The organism is Desulfitobacterium sp. LBE (assembly GCF_007830365.1).
In the GTDB taxonomy this organism is placed as follows: domain Bacteria; phylum Bacillota; class Desulfitobacteriia; order Desulfitobacteriales; family Desulfitobacteriaceae; genus Desulfitobacterium; species Desulfitobacterium hafniense.
Genome location: NZ_VLKD01000001.1, coordinates 4805855 through 4826050, shown reverse-complemented (window position 1 = coordinate 4826050; position 20196 = coordinate 4805855). Strand labels below are relative to the sequence as shown.

Here is a 20196-nt window from a genome sequence, read left to right as displayed (position 1 = left end):
GCTTAGCCCTCCTTAAATTTCATAAACCAGGCGGCCATCCACCCAGACTTTGACGGGGAATCCTTGCAGTCTTTGTCCCAGGAAGGGGGTGTTCTTGCCTTTTGAAGCCAGGTACTCCGTATCGATGAGTTCTGTGTGCTCGGGGTCAAAAAGAATCAGATCCGCCGGCCCGCCGACTTTTAAGGTTCCCCCCGGCAGCTGGAAGCGCTGGGCGGGATTCATGCTCCAAGCCTTAATCAGGAGCTCTATGGGCAGAATGCCGGGGGTCACCAGCTCTTGCCAGACTGCGGCTAAAGCGGTTTCCAGACCGGAAATTCCGAAAGGTGCCTCATCAAAGGGGTTGGTTTTCTCTTCCCAGGTATGGGGAGCATGGTCGGTGGCCAGCATATCAAGGGTTCCGTCCAGCAAACCTTCAATCAAGGCCTGCCGGTCCTCTTCCCTGCGCAGAGGGGGATTGACTTTATAGGATGTTCCATAAGGGGTCTGAGCCACAGCCTCGTCGGTAAAGAGCAGATGATGAGGGTTCACTTCGGCAGTCACATCCACACCCCGCTTTTTCCCTTCACGAATCAGGGCCACACTTTCTTTAGCAGAGATATGGGCTAGATGGAGTTTGCCTCCGCTCTCTTCGGCAAGGAGAATATCCCGGGCCACCATGACGCTTTCCGAGCTGCTGGGGATTCCTCTTAAGCCCAGACGGGTGCTGACGATTCCCCGGTGCATTACTCCCTTATGAGCCAGGCTCTCATCTTCGCAATGGCTGATCACCGGACAGGAGGTCAGTTTGGCATACTCCAGAGCCAGGCGCATCATTTCCCCCTGCTGAACTCCTCTGCCATCATCGGAAAAGCCCGCCGCTCCTGCGGCAGCCAGTTCCACCATCTCCACCAGTTCTTTCCCCGCCTGACCCTTGGTGATGGCGGCGATGGGATGAATTTTGGCTAAACCAACTTTCTTCCCCTGGTTCACTACATATTCCACAAGGGCTTTTTGGTCCAGAATAGGCGTGGTATTGGGCATGGCTAAAATCGTGGTGAATCCGCCCCGGACGGCTGCCCGGGAGCCGCTGGCGATGTCTTCCTTATCTTCCCGGCCCGGTTCCCGCAAATGGGTGTGCACATCGATCAATCCGGGGAAAAGATAGCTTCCTGCGGCATCAATCTCCTGCCATTCCGCTTCTCCACATTCCCCTTTGACTTCAGCTTCGGTAAGTCCTTTTTTAAGCTGCAGAACCTTTCCTTCTCCAATCAGTACATCATAGACACCGGCAAGTCCCTGAGCCGGGTCAACCACCTGAGCATTTTTAATCCACCACATGAGCGGTTCCTCCTCCTAACAATAAATACATAATGGCCATTCTCACTGCAACCCCATTGGTCACCTGTTCTTCAATCACCGATTGACTGGAATTGGCAATACTGCTCTCAATCTCCACGCCCCGGTTCACAGGACCGGGATGCATGATTAAGGTTTGTTTGCCGGTCTTCTTGACCCGTTCGGCCGTAATGCCATAGAGCTGAGAGTATTCCCGCAAGCTGGGCAAAAGTCCCGACTGCTGGCGTTCCAGCTGCAGGCGCAGAGCCATAATCACATCGCTTCCGGGCAGTTCTTCATCCAGATTAAAGGTCGTTTTCACTCCCCAGGATTTGATTTCAGTAGGCAGCAAGGTGGGAGGCCCCACCAGAACCACTTCCGCGCCTAAGTTCTTCAAAGCCCAGACATTGCTGCGGGCTACCCGGGAATGGAGGATATCCCCCACCAGGAGAATTTTACGCCCTTCCACACTGCCCAGGCGCTCCTGCATGGTATACAAATCCAGCAGGGCTTGGGTGGGATGTTCATGCTGGCCATCCCCGGCATTGATCACACCGGCCTTGAGTTCTTTGGCCAGAAACTGGGCGGCGCCGGAACTGGAGTGGCGGATGACCACAAGATCCGGTTTCATGGCTTGCAAGGTCCTCACTGTATCCAGCAGGGTCTCTCCTTTATTGAGACTGCTTTGGGCCACCGCCAGGCTGGAGGTATCAGCACCGAGAATCTTCGCCGCCGTCTCGAAGGAAGTCCGGGTGCGGGTCGAGGATTCAAAAAACAGGTTATAGACCGATTTCCCCCGGAAGGTGGGCAGTTTCTTGACTGCCCGGGACATGATTTCTTTCATGGGTTTGGCTGTATTGAGGATGAGTTGAATTTCCTTGGCAGGCAAATCTTCAATATGCAGTAAATCTTTACGTGACCAGCCCATATGCTTCTCCCCTTATCTTTTTCTTTTATTACCTTTAACGAATCGGTGGTTCTTATACTTCCTGATAACAAAAAATCCCCTTGCCAAAGGCAAGAGGATATAAGGATACAAAGATCCTGTATTCTCTACCCTTGGCTCACTCTCTGGAAAGCACTTAAAGGGTGTTTATGAAGTTCAATTCACTCATCATTATACATATCCGTAGAGCCGGAATTTACTTATCCACTCGCTCCAGCAAAAGGACCTCTTCCGTCTCATCAATCTCCTTAATGCAGACGGAGACAATCTCACGCCTTGAGGTAGGCAGGTTTTTCCCCACATAGTCCGCGCGAATCGGGAGTTCCCGATGTCCCCGGTCCACGAGAACGGCCAGCTGTATTTTTTCCGCCCGCCCTAAGTCCATGGTGGCATCCAGAGCCGCCCGGGCTGTACGTCCCGTGTAGAGAACGTCATCCACCAGGACCACTGTTTTTCCTTCGATAGTAAAGGGCACTTCGGTCTGATGAACCACAGGCTGAACATCAATCAGACTTAAATCATCCCGATATAGGGTGATATCCAGAATTCCCAAAGGAAGCTTAACCCCTTCAAATTCCTCGATCCGCTGCTGAATCCGCTCAGCCAGAGGAACACCCCGCCGGCGGATTCCCACTAAGACCACTCCGTCGGTCCCTTTATTTTTCTCGACAATTTCATGAGCTATCCGGGTGATCGCCCGACGAATTCCATCCGCGTCAAGGATCTTGCTCTTTGTGATTCCTTCCAAGGGTTTGCACTCCTTTCGGCATATAAAAAACTGCCTACCACAGCAGACAGTTTACCCTACTTCTTCCTGCCTTCTGTGTCTCACGGGACCTTTTTAAAGGCTTCATTGAATTTAGTCTAGCTTAGATTTTGTCCAATGTCAATGTCTCAATGAATTGGCGTAATATTTAATATTCCAGGCAATTGATTGCTTTAAACCAACACACTCCATAAATGAAAGCTATTGCTCAATTTTCAGCAGTTTTTCTTGCCGGAAAACGACGTATTCTTCGACCAAGTCATAGATCTTTTGTTTTTCGGCCGACCGATCCTTCCACAAGGTCATTTTGACTTCTATGCCCTTGCTCTTCTTTTTGCTCGTCCAAATACCAACGATTTCACCGGATTGCAAAATAGCCCCTGGATTGGTTACTGTTTTCCAAACCTGCTTATGAAGGGCCTGATCATCCAGCAAGATATGCCGGTCACGCTGGTCAAGATACGGATCATGCCCACCGAGAAGAAGCCATTCCCTTTGCGGAGAAGGTGGAGAACACAGCAAATCTTTATCCTCAGACAGAATAAAGGCTTTCTTTCCACATACACTGACCGGCTCCAGCTCAGCGGAAACAGCTTCCCACATGCGCCGTGCTTGTTTTTCCGAACAGCCCAGCCAGCTCGCCAAAGCGTGAGGGGTGGTGGGACCATAACAGTGCAGAAACTTCCGCATCAGCTTTTTTACCGCGTCCCCGCCAGGGTTAAGCTTCTGCCCCAGCCAGCCCTTGTAGGAGGTAAAAGTAGGACTGATGCCAATGCGTTCCCCGAATACCACCAACCCCAAAAAGGCACATGGCCGCAGCAGGAAAGACACCACAGCCCCGCCAACGGTCTGCCGGTCGGGTGCTCCGTACATGGAAGGGCTGTTCCACAAATCCCGTTTTTCAAAAGGCAAAAGCGGCAGCATCCCTGCCGCTAATGCCTGGTCAAGGGTACTTTTGCTTTCTATTGTTTGGTCATCCAGCCATGGCATAACCTGTTTTAGCTTGCCCAGTAATTCATCAAAAGGCATTTGTAAAAAGTCGAGTGCCCCCGAAATCCCACGGGTATAAATCCAATCCTCACTGTCCTCAGGAACGAGAGCGGACAGAAATACGTCGCTTTCCCCGGCAGGAAACACCACAGGCGCGCCACGAAAGCTCCACGCCTGTAGGAGGGATTTTTCCGTATAAAGAAGCCCGTTCATGTCCCCAAGGCTGCAATCGGAAATGCGGTTAAACAAAGCAGTTTCCCACGCACCGGGCGGGGTGTTTTGCATCCCACAAGCACCTGCGATTGCGGGGATGCAGTTCTTTTCACGCCGCATATCCAGATGATGGGTATATAAGCGAAACAACCTGATGGTTTGGCTGTTTATCTCCGTCATCTATCCTCACCCTATTCTAATCACCCTGCCCCCGGCCCAAGCGCCTCATTCCAGCTCATCCCGGCGAATCTCCTCCAGAACCTTTTGAAACAGCCCGGAAGCCGGGGCGCTGAACTCCATATACTCCCCGCTGCGCGGATGCTGAAACCCTAAAAGTTGGGCATGAAGCATCTGCCCCTGCAGGCCGAAGGGATTCTTCCTTGGTCCATAAAGAGGATCTCCCAGCACAGGATGCTTAAGATAAGCCATATGGACCCGAATCTGATGAGTCCTGCCTGTTTCCAGCCGGGCTTCAAGCAAGGTAAAGTCACGGAACCTCTCCAGGACTTCATAATGAGTCACAGCCTCTTTGGCATTCTGAAAAACCACCGCCATCTTTTTACGATCGGCGGGATCCCTGCCCACAGGCGCATCCACAGTTCCTGAGGGCTCGAACACCACTCCGTGCACAATAGCCAGATAGCGTCTGGCCATACTGTGGGCTTTGATCTGCTCCGCTAAGCCTTGATGGGCCAGGTCATTTTTGGCCACGACCAAAAGCCCCGAGGTATCCTTATCAATACGATGGACAATGCCGGGGCGCAATACCCCATTAATTCCCGAGAGATTCCGGCAATGGTAAAGCAGGGCATTCACCATGGTCTTCGTCCAGGCCCCCGGGGCCGGATGCACCACCATACCCTGAGGCTTGTTCACGACCAGGACGTCCTCATCCTCATAGAGAATTTCCAGAGGAATATTCTCCGCTTCCACCTTCAATTCCCTGGGAGGAGGAATCACCACCGTAATCTGATCCATGGCCCGCACTTTATAATTGGCTTTTCTGGCGGCCCCATTGACCAAGACATGGCCTTCCTCGATCAATCCCTGGATGAAAGACCGGCTTTTGCCTACCCTTTCCGTAACCCCCACATCCAGGCGGGTTCCTTCGGCAAGCCGGAACTCCATCTTCTGTTCCGCTTCCTGGTGTTCTCTCTCCTCGTTCTCTAACTCCAGTTCCAGTTCCAGCTCTTCAGCTTCCAATCCGGTATTCAACCCTTCCCAATTCATAATTATCCCCTGTTCTCTCCCGTATTCCCTCAATTTACTCTGTTTTGCGCTCCTTGCGATCCTCAAGCAGCATCAAGATCATCAATAGCCCCACACCGACGACAATGGCGCTGTCGGCGAAATTAAAGACGAAGGGCCAGATTTGGAAATCAAGATAATCCACGACCTTACCGATGAACAAACGGTCATAAAGATTACCCAAAGCACCTCCGCCGATTAACCCCAGGGTCAAACGCATCAACCATTCTTGCCGGGGTATTTTGAATTGGGCATAAATGATCCCGGCACAGACAATAACGGCTGCAGGGATAAAAATCCAGGTCCGGCCCGGCAGCAATCCAAAAGCTGCTCCCGGATTCAGAACATAAGTCAAGTGAAAAAAGTCAGGGATAACAGGGACCGATTCCCCCACGACAAAGTTCCCCTGAATTAAAACCTTCAGTACACGGTCAATTGCCCAAATAACCCCAATCGTTATCCATATCAGCAAGCGATTACCCTCCCAGAACTTCTATTTGCTCAGTCTATATTATCATAGGAGGGTGGGGTGGGGCAATCGTGGCCATTTTATGTCCGGCCGTGCTTTTTCCCATAATACACTGTATTGGCATGCCCAGGCTCCAGTTCTACTTCGATGGTTTCCACAGCTTGTACGGCACCGATGACTTCATCCCCGTGCTCATAAAAGCTGTTCGGATCACTCAAATCATGATTGGTTCCTAAATCCTGCAGGGTATCCGAGGTGCCGAAGCGGGCCACAGCTTGCCAGGAATCTTCTCCATCAAAGCCCACCTGATCCTTGCCATCATTAAAGGTCCTGGCGAAAGGCATGTCCAGAATGTCTTCTTCCACAGAGTCCCGATGCAGGGAATGTTGTTCTTCCATTTCCTCAAGACGGCTGCATTCCGTGCAGACGGTAGTGAAGGGCAACGCTTCAAGCCTTCCCAGGGGAATCTCTTTTTGACAATGCTCACAGAGGCCGTACTTTCCCTCCTCATAACGCTGAAGGGCGGAGTCAATAGCCTGGATGCGGTGGTGAAGCCGGTCGTGGATGGCCACATCCCGGGAACGCTCATAAACCTCAGTGGCAATATCCGCGGGATGGTTGTCGATTAAGGAAAGTTCGGCGATGGATTCTCTCATATCTCCCGTAATCAGTCCCTGAGCTGTTGCCCAAGCCTCCTCTTTATCTTTCTTCAGTTGTTCAATAAGCCGGGCGTATTTACTGGTATCCATGCTAAGTCTCCTCCTTGTCTAATATCCATTATGGGCATTGACGAGCTTGACGATTTCGCCGATGACTCCGCCGATCACCGGAAGGTTAAGTAAAACCAGACGCCTCAAAAACATCACCAGCAGGCCCAGCAAGAGGGTAGCCCCGATGGCACCTCCCAAGCCTTTAACCAGCCCCACGCCAAAATTAAGCCAAAGCAGCCGCCGGGGGTTGTTGAGATAGGCAATATATTCGGTGAGATTGATCCTTTCCAGTACCAGATAAAGTTCCGTTACCTTATCCCGCAGCTCGTCCCAATCCAGCGGCTCATTATTGGGCAGCCGGGCTTCATCGGTCCCTTGGCCAATGCGTTCTGGATCTTCTTTTGCATGTCTAACTTTCTTTTTGGAGGCCGTCAACTGTCTTCACCTCGCCATGATTTCAACATCAGTTTTCCCCAGGTGAAAATAAATTACCCTGAATTCTGCCCAGAAAAATATAAAAAGCCGTCATCCAGCCCGAAAAAGCGAACTGAACAACGGCCTCTAAAAACAATAATCATTCCATGTTTATTGCGGCAATTTAGCGGCAATGATATAATATTATTAAAGGAGGCATTACCATGTTTAATCCCCGATATAACATTACTAATACAATGGCACAAAACTTAATGAAAATACAAAGATCTAGTCTACTTGTAGAAAACCTGCCACTTCCTTCTTCAATTCTAGAATTACTGAGGAAGGAATCCCGGGAAGAAACCGTTCTATTATCCACTAAACTTGAAGGAAATACTCTTGACGAACAAATGAAAAGAGCAGCTCTTTACCATCAACATACATCAGGTGAGCAGCAAGAAGTTTACAACTTGATGAAAGCGATCGAATATCTTGATGAATGCGAGGAAAGACAATTACCTATAACCGAAGAATTTGTTAAAAAACTTCACGCAATCATCAGAGTTATAAATCATGGTCGGCGCCCCCGCCTAAGCGAATACAGATCCGATCAAAACCAAGTAGGAAAACGTAATGAATCTAATTGGTATCTTCCTCCGGAACCATCTGATGTCCCAAGCCTCATGGAGGATCTTGTGGCTTGGGTGAATTCATCAAGTGCTCAAACTATTCCAGCCCCAATTAAGGCAGGAGTAGTAATGTGGCAATTTCTAACAATACATCCTTACATGGATGGTAATGGAAGAACAGCCAGAATGATAGCTACTTATATCCTTAGGTTTGGGGGGCTTGGTCTAAAAGGTTTGTTTATACTTGAATCATTCTATGATCGCAACCTCAGAGAGTATTATAAAAACCTACAAATGGGACTACAGCACAATTATTATTTTGGTAGAAATGATTGTGATATTACCCAATGGCTGGAGTTTTTTATTTCGGGTTTAGCTGAAGTTTTTGAAGAAGCCGCTAACCTTGTAGAACAAAAAAGCCAAGAATATACAATAATTGAACCAGAATTAATTCGGGTTCTCGATCCAAATCAGCGCATAGTGTTCACTCAGCTTGCCTTTCGCTATAACTGGGCAAGTACATCTGATTTGAGAAAATGGTTGAACCTATCTGATAGAACAATTCGAGACAAAATAAAAAGATGGATTAAAGACGGCTTTGTCATGCCTCGAGACACCGATGGACAACGCATTCGTTCTATAGTGCTAACCCCTGAATATCACGCCCTAGCCGAAGAGATTCGCTTGGAACCGGAAAGATACCGGTATTTACTCAAATAGTTCCATGGTGACTTATTTATCATCAGACAAGGAGAATACTACCACCGCTAAAAAGGTGGTAAAATGAACCCTGAGCTCTATCCATTTCTTGAAACATTTGTAAGATCCTCTTAGCGTAGCGTAGGTCGGGGAGATTTATGCTTAATAAACGTCCCTTCCCTTAACTCCACAAAAGCGTGCTCCAATTCCTCCCGGGTATTCATCACAATCGGTCCTCCCCAGGCGATGGGCTCTCCCAGAGGTTTGGCCGCAAAAAAAGCAAATCTCAGCTCAAGTCCCGGAGGAGCGGCTACAGAAATATACTCCCCCTCCCCAAACAATACCGCCGTTTTGGCGGCAATCAGCTCCCCGTTGATCAAGGCATCCCCCTCGATCAAAAAGACAAACACATTTTCCTCCGGATGGGTGGGAATCTCAACCTCTCTCCCTTGGGCAAGAGAAACATCATAGATGGTGGCCGGAATATGTTTGGTGGTCACGCCTGCCGTTTCGCCGAGCCGCCCCGACAGGATACGAATCTCCGCGCCCTCTTTGGCCGCTTTGCCTATCTTGTCTTGGGTAATGGACAAATAGGCGGGCGGGGCCATTTTTTCCCCACGGGGCATATTCAGCCACAGTTGAAAACCCAGCATCCGAGCCGATTCCTGGGGCATTTCCTGATGCATAATGCCGCTGCCGGCGGTCATCCACTGGCTTTCACCGGCATGAATGGTATCCTTGTTGCCCAGGCTGTCTTCATGGTCGATTTCCCCGGCAATCAAATAGGTGATGGTTTCTATCCCCCGGTGAGGATGCATAGGAAACCCTGCCACATAATCTTCGGGATCCGTCGAGTCAAAGGAATCCAGCATCAGAAAGGGATCAAAATCCTCCACATCCCGGCGCCCAAGGACGCGAACCAGCCGGACGCCCGCTCCGTCTGTCGCTCTCTGTCCCCGGATCATTTTTTTAATGTCGCGTTTCTTCATATCCTTTTTCCCTTCCTTTCCAAACACCATGCTTAAGGCTGATCATCTGACAGCACTGCTTGCACACTGCAACATCTTTAGGCTCAGACCATGCCTTGGGCGGACTTTTGAGCCTGCTCGATCAAGGCTCTGATTCCGGTAATTCTATCGTAAGCCCTCGCCAGAAATTCCTCGGGCCTCCCTTGTCCTTCCAAAGGGGTAGGATAGACCTCCAAGGTGAGAAAATCCTTATACAGCCTGGGGAAAGCATCAGCAACTCTAACCCAATCAATCACACCATGGCCGGGCAGCCAGTGCCGGTCCTTTAACCCGTCATTGTCGGAAAGATGAGTGGTCATCAGGCGGTCGCCCCAGGTTCTGAGCAGTTGAAAGTCCTCCTGATCCGTCAGCCTGTGGTGAGAGCTGTCAAAGCAAAAACCCAAGGCCCGGGAAGCAATATGTTGAAGCACATAGTCCACACTGTCCCTGCGGCGGGTATTTTCCACGGCAATCCTGACGCCCAGCTCCTCAGCAGCTTTGGCCAGCTCCCCCATACTTGCCAACCCGTACTCATTGGGCGCCGGCGGATTTTCCCCATCGCATAAATGCATCACCAGCAAAGGAATCTCAAACCGTGCGCAATCCTCTATCCATTGCTTATGCCTGGCGATGATCTCTCGGCGCAAAGCTTGATCATCCGACCATAGGGCATTGGCATCACACCAGGGTACATGAATGTTCTCCAGGATTAACCCTCTTTCCCGCACTAAGGCCGGCATCCTTTCCTTAGGCATAGGAAAGGGCTCCTCTTCATCCTCCCACCAAAGGGAGGTTCCTGTAAACCCCGCTTCCTGTATTAATGAGATTCTCTCCCCGAAGGGTAGGACAAACCCAAACCAGGAAAAAATACCTATCTTTTGTTCCGGCACCTTCACTATCTTTTCCCTCCCTCTCTTGCCAATCCCTCATTAACCCTGAGCCTAAAGACTCCGCTGAGGATTGCCTTGAGCATAATAAAGAAAACCCGCCTCAGGCGGGTTGCTCTCTTCTTTAAAGTCCGTACATTAGAGAAAATACCCCACCAACAGCCCCAGAGCCAGCAGCAAACCAAAAAAGGTATTGGTCTGTCCGGTCGCTTTCATAGCCGGCATCATGGTAATGGGTTCCACTTTCCCTACAAAGCCTTTTGTCGCTTGCCTCGCTTTGGGTATGCTCAGCAAGGCCAAAAGAGCCCAGGGGGTAACAAGCCGGGCCATCACCAGCCCCACGATCCAGAGATAAGCAACGGCAAACATCATCCCCATAAATACGATGGTCTTTTCCGGTCCCAATAAAACAGGAATGGTTTTACGTCCGTTGGCCTTATCCCCATCCCGGTCCCGCAAATTATTGCTTAGATTGATCAGCCCTACTAAAATACCGCTGGGAACCGCCACTAAAACAGCAGTAGTTGAGACATAACCGGTCTGAATGAAAAAGGCGATCAGGATGATCAGGAAGCCCATAAACAAACCGGAAAACAGCTCTCCCAAGGGAGTATAAGAAATAGGATAAGGACCGCCGGTATAAAGATAGCCCATCAGCATGCACAGGGACCCTACCGCTGCCAGCCACCAGGAGGAAGAAGCACAGATATAGACGCCCAGCAGTACCGAGATAGCATACATACTCAGAGCAAGGGTCATAATCAGGCGGGGAGCCATACCATGACGCACAATGCCGCCGCCAATGCCCACCGATTTCTCTGTATCCAATCCCCGCTTATAATCGTAGTATTCATTAAAAAGATTGGTTGCCGCCTGAATGAGCAGGCTGGCGATCATCATAGCGGCAAAAAGCAGCAGATGGGTCTTCCCCTCCAGCAAGGCCAGAACCGATCCCAGCAGAACCGGAACTGTGGCGGCCGTCAAGGTATGGGGACGAATTAATTCCCACCATATCTTCCAATGGTGTTTTTGGGGCGGTCGGGAAGTGAAGTCACTGCTCATAGCTCTCTCCTCATTAAGTTCTTATTATATTTCTCATTACACTTCTCATTATATTTCTCGTTATAGTTCCTCAATCTTTTCACTGATACCTTCTCGTATCAGCATCAAAAGACAACCCAATAGCCTTATTATATCCATTTCTCAAACAGGGATAAAGAAAGAAATCAGAAAAAAGGAGCTTAAACGCTCCCCGCTGGCGTGAAATAAACAAATCCCCCGCCCAATGTGCTGGTTTTCAGCCATAATGCCAGATCGATCTTCTTTAGTCTGCCTTCATCCAGGATCGTTCCATAGGCTTTCTGCTTTGCCTCATCGAAATCCAGCTGAATGATATTGACCCAGTGCCAGCGGTCCAGGTTTTTTACCTCCCCATTGCACCAGTTAAGAAAAGCAATAGGGGCATCCTGGTCCAGGGCTTCAGCTAAAAAATCCACAACCTCCCCTAAGGATGGCCGGCGGTGAACCTCCTCAGGCACCTCACAAAGGTGATATTCAAGAGAGATATCCTTGGTCCGGGCAAACGCTGCCAATGGTTCATAAAGCATGCTCAGCTTATTGACCCCTTTGAGGGAGGGGGTAACATACTTCCACAACTCTTCCATTAAGGCAATCCATTCCCCGCGGCTCCGAAAACCCTCTCCAGGCGCAAGCCGGCCATGGGTAAGATAATACATAATATTGGAGGCAGTACAGGGACCGCAGCCGGCCAGGCGCTGCCAAGTAGTGGGATACCAGCGCTGGCATGCCCCATAATAGAGCGGCTCTTGATCTGTATCCACGAATTTATAAATATCCGGGTTGGCAATGGCTTTAGAAATCATCTTTCCACACCGCCTTTCATCATCCTTCAGCAGCACTCTTGCCCGCCACATAGCCTGAGGACCAGGCCCATTGCAGGTTATAGCCTCCGCAGTCTCCGTCAATATCCAGGATCTCACCGGCAAAATAAAGTCCCGGCACCAGCAGAGATTCCATGGTCCTGGGGTTGATATCACGAACATCAATGCCTCCGGCCGTGACCTGAGCAGCTGTCCAGCTGTTGGTGCCGATGACCTGGAAGCGCCAGTCTTGAAGCAGGTTCAGAATTCCGGCCTTTTCCCGGGCGGTCAAAGCAGAGACCGGCTTATTGATCTCTTCAAGGCCGGACTGTTTGAGGAGCACGGGAACTAACTGCTTATTGATAAAGCCCACAAAGCTGAAATGCACGCTCTTTTCCGGAGCCTCCTCCCAGCGCTTGCTTAGATACCCCTCCAGCTTTTCCCTGGGCCAAGTGGGGAGCAACACCACCTTAAGCCAAACCTCATCCTTCATCCGCAGTTTTTCGGCAGCCGTCCGGCTTAATTGGAAAATCGGCGGACCGGAAATCCCATACTCCGTAAATAAGATTTCCCCTTGGGCTTTGGCCAAAGTTTTTCCCTTGACCAGCACTTCCGCCCCGCCATCGAATTTGATGCCTTTAATCTGTTTGAGGAAGGGCGACTCCAGCTTCAGCTGGACCAAAGCCGGGAAGGGTTCCACCAGGTGATGTCCCAGTTTTTCGGCCAATGCATACCCACTGCCATTGGCACCCAGATTAGGAGCGGCCTTACCTCCGGCAGCCAGAATAACGCGATGGGCAAAATACTTCTTGCCATCCTTTGCCGCCAAATCAAAGCCTTGGCTCACTTTACGAATCTCTTTCACTTCCGCTTCGAGGATCGTCTCGATCCCCAAGCGCTCCACTTCATAACGCAGAACATCCAGGACACTGGAGGCTTGATTGGAAAAAGGAAAGACTTTGCCTTCTTCTTCAACTTTATGAGTGATACCCAGCTCCTCAAAAAAGTCGATGGCCCGGTGATTATCAAAAGCTTGTAAAGCGCTATAAGCAAATTTAGGATTTTGGCCATGGTAATGGGATAGATGCAAATCCGTATTCGTCAGGTTACAGCGCCCATTGCCTGTGGTCAGGATTTTCTTGCCGACCCGTTGATTCCTTTCCAATATCCTAACCTCTGCCCCTTCCCGCCTGGCGATCACCGCTGCCAAAAGACCGGCGGCTCCTCCTCCCACCACGGCGACTTTGAGCTTTTCTTCTTTGGGCATTGCCATCCCCCTTATCCATAGAATCCCTCGTCTTACTGACGCTTTAATTGTTAAATCTCTTATATGTTAATCTCTTATATAATACACTATTTTCTTAGCCTAAACCAATCTTCACTTTTCAGACTTATCGTAAAGAAAGTCCCCAAAGACTGCTTTCGTACTTTGTTACTTCGCTAGGTCGACACTGTCGACCCACTTGTTGTCTATATAGTCATGCCTAACAAAAGGTCGAATCAGGCAAGAGTATTTCACCCCAACCCGCTCGGCGGCAATTGCAGAAACAGGCGTATATCTTGACAGAAAAAAAGGATTGCATTATACTGATAACATCGTTATCGATAACGATGTTATCTACGTGGGAGGGATGTCATGTCATTACCCAATTGCAGCATTGATCCTAAGATATTGGTCAGCGCGAAAGAAGAGTTTTTGCAAAAGGGATTTGCCGAGGCTTCCTTGCGGGAAATATGCCAAAAAGCCGGCGTCACCACCGGCGCTCTGTACAAAAGATTTTCCGGAAAGGAGGAATTGTTCGCGGCCGTACTGGAACCTACTCTGAAGGACATCAACGCCTTAAGCGAAGCCGTGGAACAGAGTAATTATGAACACCTGGAACGGGCAGAAATGCAGGCGGTGTGGGATATGTCGGAAGCAACCCACCAAAGGTGGATCGAGTTTCTTTTCTCCAGATACGACGGCTTTAAGCTTCTTTTGTGCTGCTCCGCAGGCTCCGTATATGCGAATTTTTTGAATGATTTTGTAGCTGAGAACACCAAACATACCCTGGCCTTTGTGGAAGAAGCCTTTGCCCGGGGGCTTACAAAAATCCGCATTGACGAAGATGAGCTCCACATCCTCCTGACGGCATATTGGTCCACCCTGTTCGAAACGATCATCCATGATTTTTCCAAAGAAAAAGCGCTGCACCATTGCAGCATTATTACCAGATTTTTTAACTGGCAAGCTGTTTTAGGGTTTTGAACCTTAAAGACGCGTCTGAAAACCCAAAAATTTTTTAACACAAAAGTTAGTCTCCCCTAACTAAAACTCACCTCCCAAAGGAGGAGAACAAATGAAAAAAAAGGAGTCATAGGGAGCATTCTGTCCTATGTCAGGCCCTGCCGGGGGAAGCCAACGACAAGCTTTCCGGCAGGGAGCGCAAAGGAAAGATTTTTGTCAAAGAACTGACGCTTCATTAACGTGAGATGAGGAGAGGAACGGCAATGAAAGAAACCTTCACCTATGATATGCAGGCAAGAATTTTGTTTCTTATGTTTAGTAAAAGGGTTTTCGGCTATCTTACCGGCATCCTGGGAAAAGAAAAAGCAGCTTTGATCCGCAGAAAAGCGAAGAAGGAATACCGGAAAATGCTGCTCAGAACCCCTTCGGTGGGCGGTAAGGATAACATTTTCCGCTCAGGTCTTATCATGGCTGCGATGTTTTTTGCGGTTTATAAGGCAGCGAACGGCACCATCAGCGAGCAAATGTTCGGGGAAATGACAGATCATGCGGCACATACACCGTTCTTGCTCAAATCCTATTCCCAAAAGGATGCCTTTTCCGAAAAAATGATGCGCCAAAAAACCATCGCCGCGGAGCGTTCGCAGAAACGGGAATACAGTACGGATTGGGTCTTTACACATGAAATAAAAGGTCCGGACGAGCACATCACCACGTTTCGTCAGTGCGCCATATGCGAGCTTGGAAAACGCGAAGACTGCTTTGCTCTCGTAAAATATATCTGTAAGATTGATTTCATTACCTATGACCAAATGGGAGCGAATCTGATTCGCACCCAAACGCTGGCCGACGGCGATGATGTATGCGAATTTCATGTTGTAAAAAAAACGAATGTCCGTCATCCCCCGAGCCGGTAAAGATGCGTGCAGCACCTCTTCACCAGCTCCTCGCCGTACGTGATCAGCAAAACAATTTTCCCTCCAGACGGCGGTTCGCAAGCAAAAGATTCTCTATTTCCGCTTCATACACGACCACCGGAACGCATAGCGTTTTATTGTAAAAAAACCCATCCCAGGACAAGAAACTCCTCTTCCTGTGACAGGTTTATTTTATTAGCGTTGTTCTCATTCGAATAGTATACGTACAGCATCCCTATTGCCTCATTACCAATGGGGATGCCGAGTGAGTTCTTACTCGATAATAACGTCCAGCAAATCCCCATTTTTTAAACCAAAGGCATTGCCTTCGTCCGTATCCACATGCATATCCAGCGCATAATTGGGGTTTACCCGAATCAATACCCGTTCAAAGACCCCGGCCCGTGGCCCGGTGACTTGGACCTTGACATGATCTCCATCTTTTAAACCGTATTTTTCAGCATCTTCCGGAGTCATATGAATATGGCGGGCAGCAATAATGGTTCCAGCTTCGATCTGCACTTTTCCGGCAGGGCCAACCAGCTCCAAACCAGGCGTTTCGGAAAGATCTCCCGAATCCCGGACCGGGGGTTTGACGCCAAGCTTAAAGGTGTCCGTGGCTGCCAGTTCCACCTGGGTTGCTTTGCGGGCAGGTCCCAGCACCCGGATATTGGCCATGGTGCCCTTTGGCCCCACCAGGGTTACCGTTTCTTCACAGGCGAATTGACCGGGCTGTGATAAATCCTTGGTCCGGGTCAACTGATGTCCGGCACCAAATAAAACTTCAATATGTTCTTCGGAGAGATGAACATGGCGATTGGAAATTCCTACAGGAACTTTAAAGGTTTGCATTATAATAACCTCCTGGTTTAGATTTTGCAAGCTTCTCGTATGCACATTGATTAATTATACTCCACAATTCGGCAAAAATCTGTATCTGAAAATTGTTACTTTGGCTTAAGGGTTTTTTAAAGGGTTTTCTTAGCATTTCCTAAAGTTGCTTGGGGCATTACATGTTGTTCTGGAAGAGAGGCGAAAGCCGAGTCTCCAGGATTTTGCTTTACACCAGTCGCTCCATAAGCTGCGCGGACAAAACTACCGCTCAAGCCCTCCGCTCCGAAAGGACCTGCGCCGCTGAGTTATTCTCTGTGGCGTGGCGGCTTGGGCGAAACCCTCGTCCGGGTTTCGTCCCGCCAAATCGCTCCTCGAAAGCACTGCTTTCGCACTTTGTTCTCAATGGCGGGTTGGAAACGTCCTGTTTCCAACCTTTCCTTCGCTGCAGGCTTTTCGCGAAGTTTTGTTTCCGCTCGCTTAAAGTCGCTTCCCTTGTGTAAATCAAAATCCTTGGGCTGCTTTTCGGGTCTGTGCATATAAGGCTTTGTAGGATAAGTTACCGATCCAAGCAGTTTTTTCCGTCTTTACCGCGCTGCTTAAGCAGCATGGTCGGCTGCCTTGATAAAGCCTTCGCCGGTGTCGCAGGAGCCGCCGGTACTACCTGCGCCCATAACCGGCTACCCGGAAAGAACCGCCAAAAGATCTCCCGCCGGAAAAGCGGCCGGGAGATCTTTTGACTAAGGCGATCTTTTGACTAATCATAACCCTTCTGATCACTCACAAATATCACTCACTGATAGCTTTGCTTTAGCTGCGAATCCTTTACTGCGGTTTCCGCCAGCGCAGATCGGGTTTGCGGGCAGCCCCTGTTTCATCCAAACGGGTTACCAGGGTATCATGGGGGGCATTTTTCACCATTTCCGCGTCCTGCTTCACTTCTTCAGCGATTTGGATCATCACTCGGGCAAATTGCTCCAGAGTCTCCAGGCTCTCCGTCTCTGTAGGCTCGATCATCATGGCCTCTTCCACAATGAGAGGGAAGTAGATCGTCGGGGGATGGTAGCCATAATCCAAAAGCCGCTTAGCAATATCCAAGGTATGGATGCCATACTCCTTGAGATTTTTGGGAGTGATAATAAACTCATGCATACACACCCGGTCATAGGGCAGGTGATAATGGTCTTTCAGGATGCTCATCAGGAAGTTGGCGTTGAGGACGGCATTCTGAGAGGCGGCTTTCAGCCCCTCCCCGCCTAAGGCCCGGATATAGGCATAGGCCTTTACCAGGACTCCGAAATTAGCCTGAAAAGCTCTTACCCGGCCAATGGAGAGCGGACGGTCCTCATCCCATGAGTAACGGCCCTCAGGGGTCCGGATTGCCACGGGTTTAGGCAGATAAGGAGCGAGGAATTCCTTCACCCCTACCGGACCTGACCCTGGTCCGCCCCCGCCATGGGGAGTGGAAAAGGTCTTGTGCAGGTTGAGATGCACCACATCAAAGCCCATATCCCCGGGGCGGGCTATGCCCATGATGGCATTGGCATTGGCTCCGTCATAATAGATCAGGCCCCCCACAGCGTGGATGATTTCAGCGATTTCCAGGATGTTTTCATCAAACAATCCCAGGGTGTTAGGGTTGGTCAGCATCAAGGCAGCCACTTCATCATTGGCCACCTGGCGCAAGGCCTCGATGTCCACCCCTCCCCGCTCATTGCTGGGCACCTGAACAATCTCATAGCCGGCCATGGCCCCTGTGGCCGGGTTGGTCCCATGAGCGGAATCGGGAACAATAACCTTCCTGCGCTTAACATCCTGACGGTGGTCATGGTAGGCCTTGATGATCAGAATCCCGGTCATCTCCCCATGGGCACCGGCAGCGGGCTGTAATGTAAAGGCATCCATGCCGGTAATCTCGGCAAGTTCCTCCTGGAGTTCAACCATCAAACCCAGGGCACCCTGAGTTAATTCTTCCGGCTGATAGGGATGAATCTGACTGAAGCCCGGCAAGCGGGCCAGTTTCTCATTAACCTTAGGGTTATATTTCATGGTGCAGGAGCCTAAAGGATAGAAACCCGTATCCACTCCATGATTGAAGGAAGAGAGCCGGGTGAAGTGACGGACCACATCCACCTCGGAAACTTCCGGCAGTTCAGGTTCCTTATCTCTTAAAAACTCTTGAGGAATCAGCTCCTCGAGAGGAATTTCCGGCACACCGCAGGAGGGCAGGCTTACCCCTGTTCTCCCTTCCCTGCTTAGTTCAAAAATCAGCGGTTCCAAGGCTCTCATTTTATCTCCCCCATTCCGGCCACCAGCCTGTCAATATCTTCCTTGGTCTTGGTTTCTGTTACGCAGAAGAGAAGATGCTGATCCAGCTCAGGGTAGAAGCGGGAAAGCTCCAGCCCGCCGATGATCTTATGGCTTAAAAGAGCTTCATTGATTTTGCGGGGACTGACCTCAGTCTTGATCACAAATTCATGGAAGAAAGGACCTTGGAAAGCAAGGCTCATGCCGGGAAGCTTGCCAATCTCCTCAGCCCCGTAATGGGCCTTCTGCAGATTAAGCCTGGCCATCTCCTTTAATCCCCGTTTTCCCAATCCCGAGAGATGAATGGTAAAAGCCAGGGCACAAAGGGCCTCGTTAGAACAGATATTGGAGGCTGCTTTTTCCCGGCGGATATGCTGTTCCCGGGCCTGCAGAGTGAGCACATAGCCCTTCTTGTCGTTTTTATCTTTGGTGGCGCCTACGATCCGACCCGGCATCCGACGTACATATTTTTCCCGGCAAGCCAGAAACCCCAGATAGGGACCGCCGAAGTTCAGGGGATTGCCAAAGGGCTGACCCTCGCCGACCACGATATCCGCCCCCAGCTCCCCGGGAGATTTAAGCAATCCCAAAGACACCGGATTAACCGCCATCACCAGCAGTCCGCCCTTGGCATGAGCCATTTGGCCGATCTCTTCAGCTTTTTCGATCATACCAAAGAAATTAGGGCTCTGGAGCAGAACCGCCGCCACCTCGGTATTCAATACTTTTTCTAAAGCCTCAGAGTCTACAGCTCCCTCCTGATAAGGGATCTCCAGGATTTCCACCCCCCGGGGAAGCAGATAGGTCCGGAGGACCTCCCGGTATTCCGGATGAATCGTTTGGGGCACCAGGACTTTCTTTCTCCGGGTGGCGTCACAGCTCATTAAAGCTGCTTCGGCGAGGGCCGATGCCCCATCATACATGGAAGCATTGGCCCCGTCCATTCCGGTCAGCTCACAGACAAGGGTCTGGAACTCATAGATGGCCTGCAAGGTCCCTTGGCTGATCTCCGGTTGATAAGGGGTATAGGCCGTATAGAACTCCGAGCGCAGCAAGAGCTGATCCACATAACTGGGGATAAAATGCTCATAAGCCCCCGCTCCCAGATAAGAGGTATACTCTTCCACCGTTTTATTCTCTGCAGCCAGCCTGCCCATATATTTTACCAGTTCCAGCTCAGACAGCCCTTCCCGAATCTTCAATTGGGCCTGGCGCCGAACGCTTTCCGGGATATCCGCAAAAAGCTCTTCAAGGGAGCCCACGCCAATCCGGGTGAGGATCTGTTCCTGCTGGTCCACCGTGTTCGGCACATAATTCATTTATTGGCCCTCCTCCGCAAGAAACGCCTCATATTCCGCGGCTGATAAGAGTTCATCCAATACCGTCAGATCATCCACTTCCACCTTAATCAGCCATCCCTCACCATAAGGATCATCATTGAGAAGTTCCGGAGAATCCAGCACCTCTTGATTATAATCGATAACCTTGCCACTGACCGGAGCAATCATATCCGACACGGCCTTGACGGATTCAACGGTTCCAAAGGCCTCCCCGGCCACCACCGTGGTATCGTTATCAGGCAGCTCCACAAAGACCACATCTCCTAAGCTGTCCTGAGCGTGAGCCGTAATCCCCAAAGTCACAGTATTTCCTTCGACCTTAGCCCACTCATGAGATTTGCTGTACTTTAATTCTACTGGATTCATACTATCATCCTCCTTATTTTGCGGGGAAAAGGAACA

Annotated in this window: 20 protein-coding genes; 3 read left to right on the top strand and 17 right to left on the bottom strand. The window is 50.1% G+C overall.

Annotated features, from left to right (window positions below; all coding sequences use genetic code 11):
- Positions 1–12: 12 nt before the first annotated feature.
- The 8 genes from DESLBE_RS22775 to DESLBE_RS22740 form a co-directional block, all read right to left on the bottom strand.
- Positions 13–1317 (bottom strand): dihydroorotase, encoded by a 1305-nt coding sequence (locus DESLBE_RS22775; RefSeq protein ID WP_144678285.1) that lies wholly within the window; start codon positions 1315–1317, stop codon positions 13–15.
- Entirely contained in the window at positions 1304–2242 is a 939-nt protein-coding gene (locus DESLBE_RS22770; RefSeq protein WP_144678284.1) for an aspartate carbamoyltransferase catalytic subunit, read from the bottom strand. The genes DESLBE_RS22775 and DESLBE_RS22770 overlap by 14 nt, the downstream gene beginning before the upstream one ends.
- 214 nt (positions 2243–2456) lie before the next feature.
- Entirely contained in the window at positions 2457–3008 is a 552-nt protein-coding gene (gene pyrR, locus DESLBE_RS22765; protein ID WP_018306070.1) for a bifunctional pyr operon transcriptional regulator/uracil phosphoribosyltransferase PyrR, read from the bottom strand.
- A gap of 219 nt (positions 3009–3227) precedes the next feature.
- Positions 3228–4409 carry a winged helix DNA-binding domain-containing protein gene (locus tag DESLBE_RS22760; RefSeq protein WP_144678283.1) on the bottom strand — a complete coding sequence of 394 codons (1182 nt, stop codon included), beginning with the start codon at positions 4407–4409 and terminating at the stop codon, positions 3228–3230.
- A 45-nt stretch (positions 4410–4454) separates the two neighbouring features.
- Positions 4455–5459: an RluA family pseudouridine synthase gene (locus tag DESLBE_RS22755; RefSeq protein ID WP_005811302.1), complete on the bottom strand. Its 1005-nt coding sequence runs from the start codon at positions 5457–5459 to the stop codon at positions 4455–4457.
- A gap of 34 nt (positions 5460–5493) precedes the next feature.
- Positions 5494–5949, bottom strand: coding sequence for a signal peptidase II (gene lspA / locus DESLBE_RS22750; RefSeq protein ID WP_005811304.1), 456 nt, complete (start codon positions 5947–5949; stop codon positions 5494–5496).
- A gap of 77 nt (positions 5950–6026) precedes the next feature.
- Positions 6027–6695, bottom strand: coding sequence for a TraR/DksA C4-type zinc finger protein (locus DESLBE_RS22745; protein ID WP_144678281.1), 669 nt, complete (start codon positions 6693–6695; stop codon positions 6027–6029).
- Between the two features lie 18 nt (positions 6696–6713).
- Complete coding sequence (locus DESLBE_RS22740) at positions 6714–7091, bottom strand: DUF5665 domain-containing protein (RefSeq protein WP_015944964.1); 378 nt, start codon at positions 7089–7091, stop codon at positions 6714–6716.
- A gap of 203 nt (positions 7092–7294) precedes the next feature.
- On the opposite strand from DESLBE_RS22740, the gene DESLBE_RS22735 reads away from it, so the two are divergent.
- Positions 7295–8419: a Fic family protein gene (locus tag DESLBE_RS22735; protein ID WP_144678280.1), complete on the top strand. Its 1125-nt coding sequence runs from the start codon at positions 7295–7297 to the stop codon at positions 8417–8419.
- A gap of 110 nt (positions 8420–8529) precedes the next feature.
- On the opposite strand, the gene DESLBE_RS22730 is transcribed toward DESLBE_RS22735, so the two are convergent.
- From DESLBE_RS22730 to DESLBE_RS22710, 5 genes are all read right to left on the bottom strand, one after another.
- A complete protein-coding gene (locus DESLBE_RS22730; protein WP_144678279.1) occupies positions 8530–9387 on the bottom strand; it encodes a pirin family protein in 858 nt (285 codons plus the stop codon).
- Between the two features lie 83 nt (positions 9388–9470).
- Positions 9471–10301 carry a sugar phosphate isomerase/epimerase family protein gene (locus DESLBE_RS22725; RefSeq protein WP_144678278.1) on the bottom strand — a complete coding sequence of 277 codons (831 nt, stop codon included), beginning with the start codon at positions 10299–10301 and terminating at the stop codon, positions 9471–9473.
- Positions 10302–10430: 129 nt separating this feature from the next.
- Complete coding sequence (locus DESLBE_RS22720; protein ID WP_015944966.1) at positions 10431–11354, bottom strand: 1,4-dihydroxy-2-naphthoate polyprenyltransferase; 924 nt, start codon at positions 11352–11354, stop codon at positions 10431–10433.
- A 179-nt stretch (positions 11355–11533) separates the two neighbouring features.
- Positions 11534–12175, bottom strand: a complete 642-nt coding sequence (locus tag DESLBE_RS22715) for a hypothetical protein (RefSeq protein WP_172625482.1) — start codon at positions 12173–12175, stop codon at positions 11534–11536.
- Positions 12176–12194: 19 nt separating this feature from the next.
- On the bottom strand, positions 12195–13445 hold the full coding sequence (locus tag DESLBE_RS22710; RefSeq protein WP_172625481.1) for an NAD(P)/FAD-dependent oxidoreductase: 1251 nt from the start codon (positions 13443–13445) through the stop codon (positions 12195–12197).
- Positions 13446–13808: 363 nt separating this feature from the next.
- Here DESLBE_RS22710 and DESLBE_RS22705 point away from each other — a divergent pair, with 363 nt between their 5' ends.
- A complete protein-coding gene (locus tag DESLBE_RS22705) occupies positions 13809–14420 on the top strand; it encodes a TetR/AcrR family transcriptional regulator (protein WP_144678276.1) in 612 nt (203 codons plus the stop codon).
- A 242-nt stretch (positions 14421–14662) separates the two neighbouring features.
- Positions 14663–15316: an L-2-amino-thiazoline-4-carboxylic acid hydrolase gene (locus tag DESLBE_RS22700; RefSeq protein ID WP_144678275.1), complete on the top strand. Its 654-nt coding sequence runs from the start codon at positions 14663–14665 to the stop codon at positions 15314–15316.
- 273 nt (positions 15317–15589) lie between these two features.
- On the opposite strand, the gene DESLBE_RS22695 is transcribed toward DESLBE_RS22700, so the two are convergent.
- From DESLBE_RS22695 to gcvH, 4 genes are all read right to left on the bottom strand, one after another.
- Positions 15590–16168, bottom strand: a complete 579-nt coding sequence (locus DESLBE_RS22695; RefSeq protein ID WP_144678274.1) for a phosphate propanoyltransferase — start codon at positions 16166–16168, stop codon at positions 15590–15592.
- Between the two features lie 804 nt (positions 16169–16972).
- Positions 16973–18436: an aminomethyl-transferring glycine dehydrogenase subunit GcvPB gene (gene gcvPB, locus DESLBE_RS22690; RefSeq protein ID WP_144678273.1), complete on the bottom strand. Its 1464-nt coding sequence runs from the start codon at positions 18434–18436 to the stop codon at positions 16973–16975.
- Complete coding sequence (gene gcvPA / locus DESLBE_RS22685; RefSeq protein WP_144678272.1) at positions 18433–19773, bottom strand: aminomethyl-transferring glycine dehydrogenase subunit GcvPA; 1341 nt, start codon at positions 19771–19773, stop codon at positions 18433–18435. Before gcvPA ends, gcvPB begins: the two co-directional genes overlap by 4 nt.
- Positions 19774–20160: a glycine cleavage system protein GcvH gene (gene gcvH, locus DESLBE_RS22680; RefSeq protein WP_015944975.1), complete on the bottom strand. Its 387-nt coding sequence runs from the start codon at positions 20158–20160 to the stop codon at positions 19774–19776.
- Positions 20161–20196 lie beyond the last annotated feature (36 nt).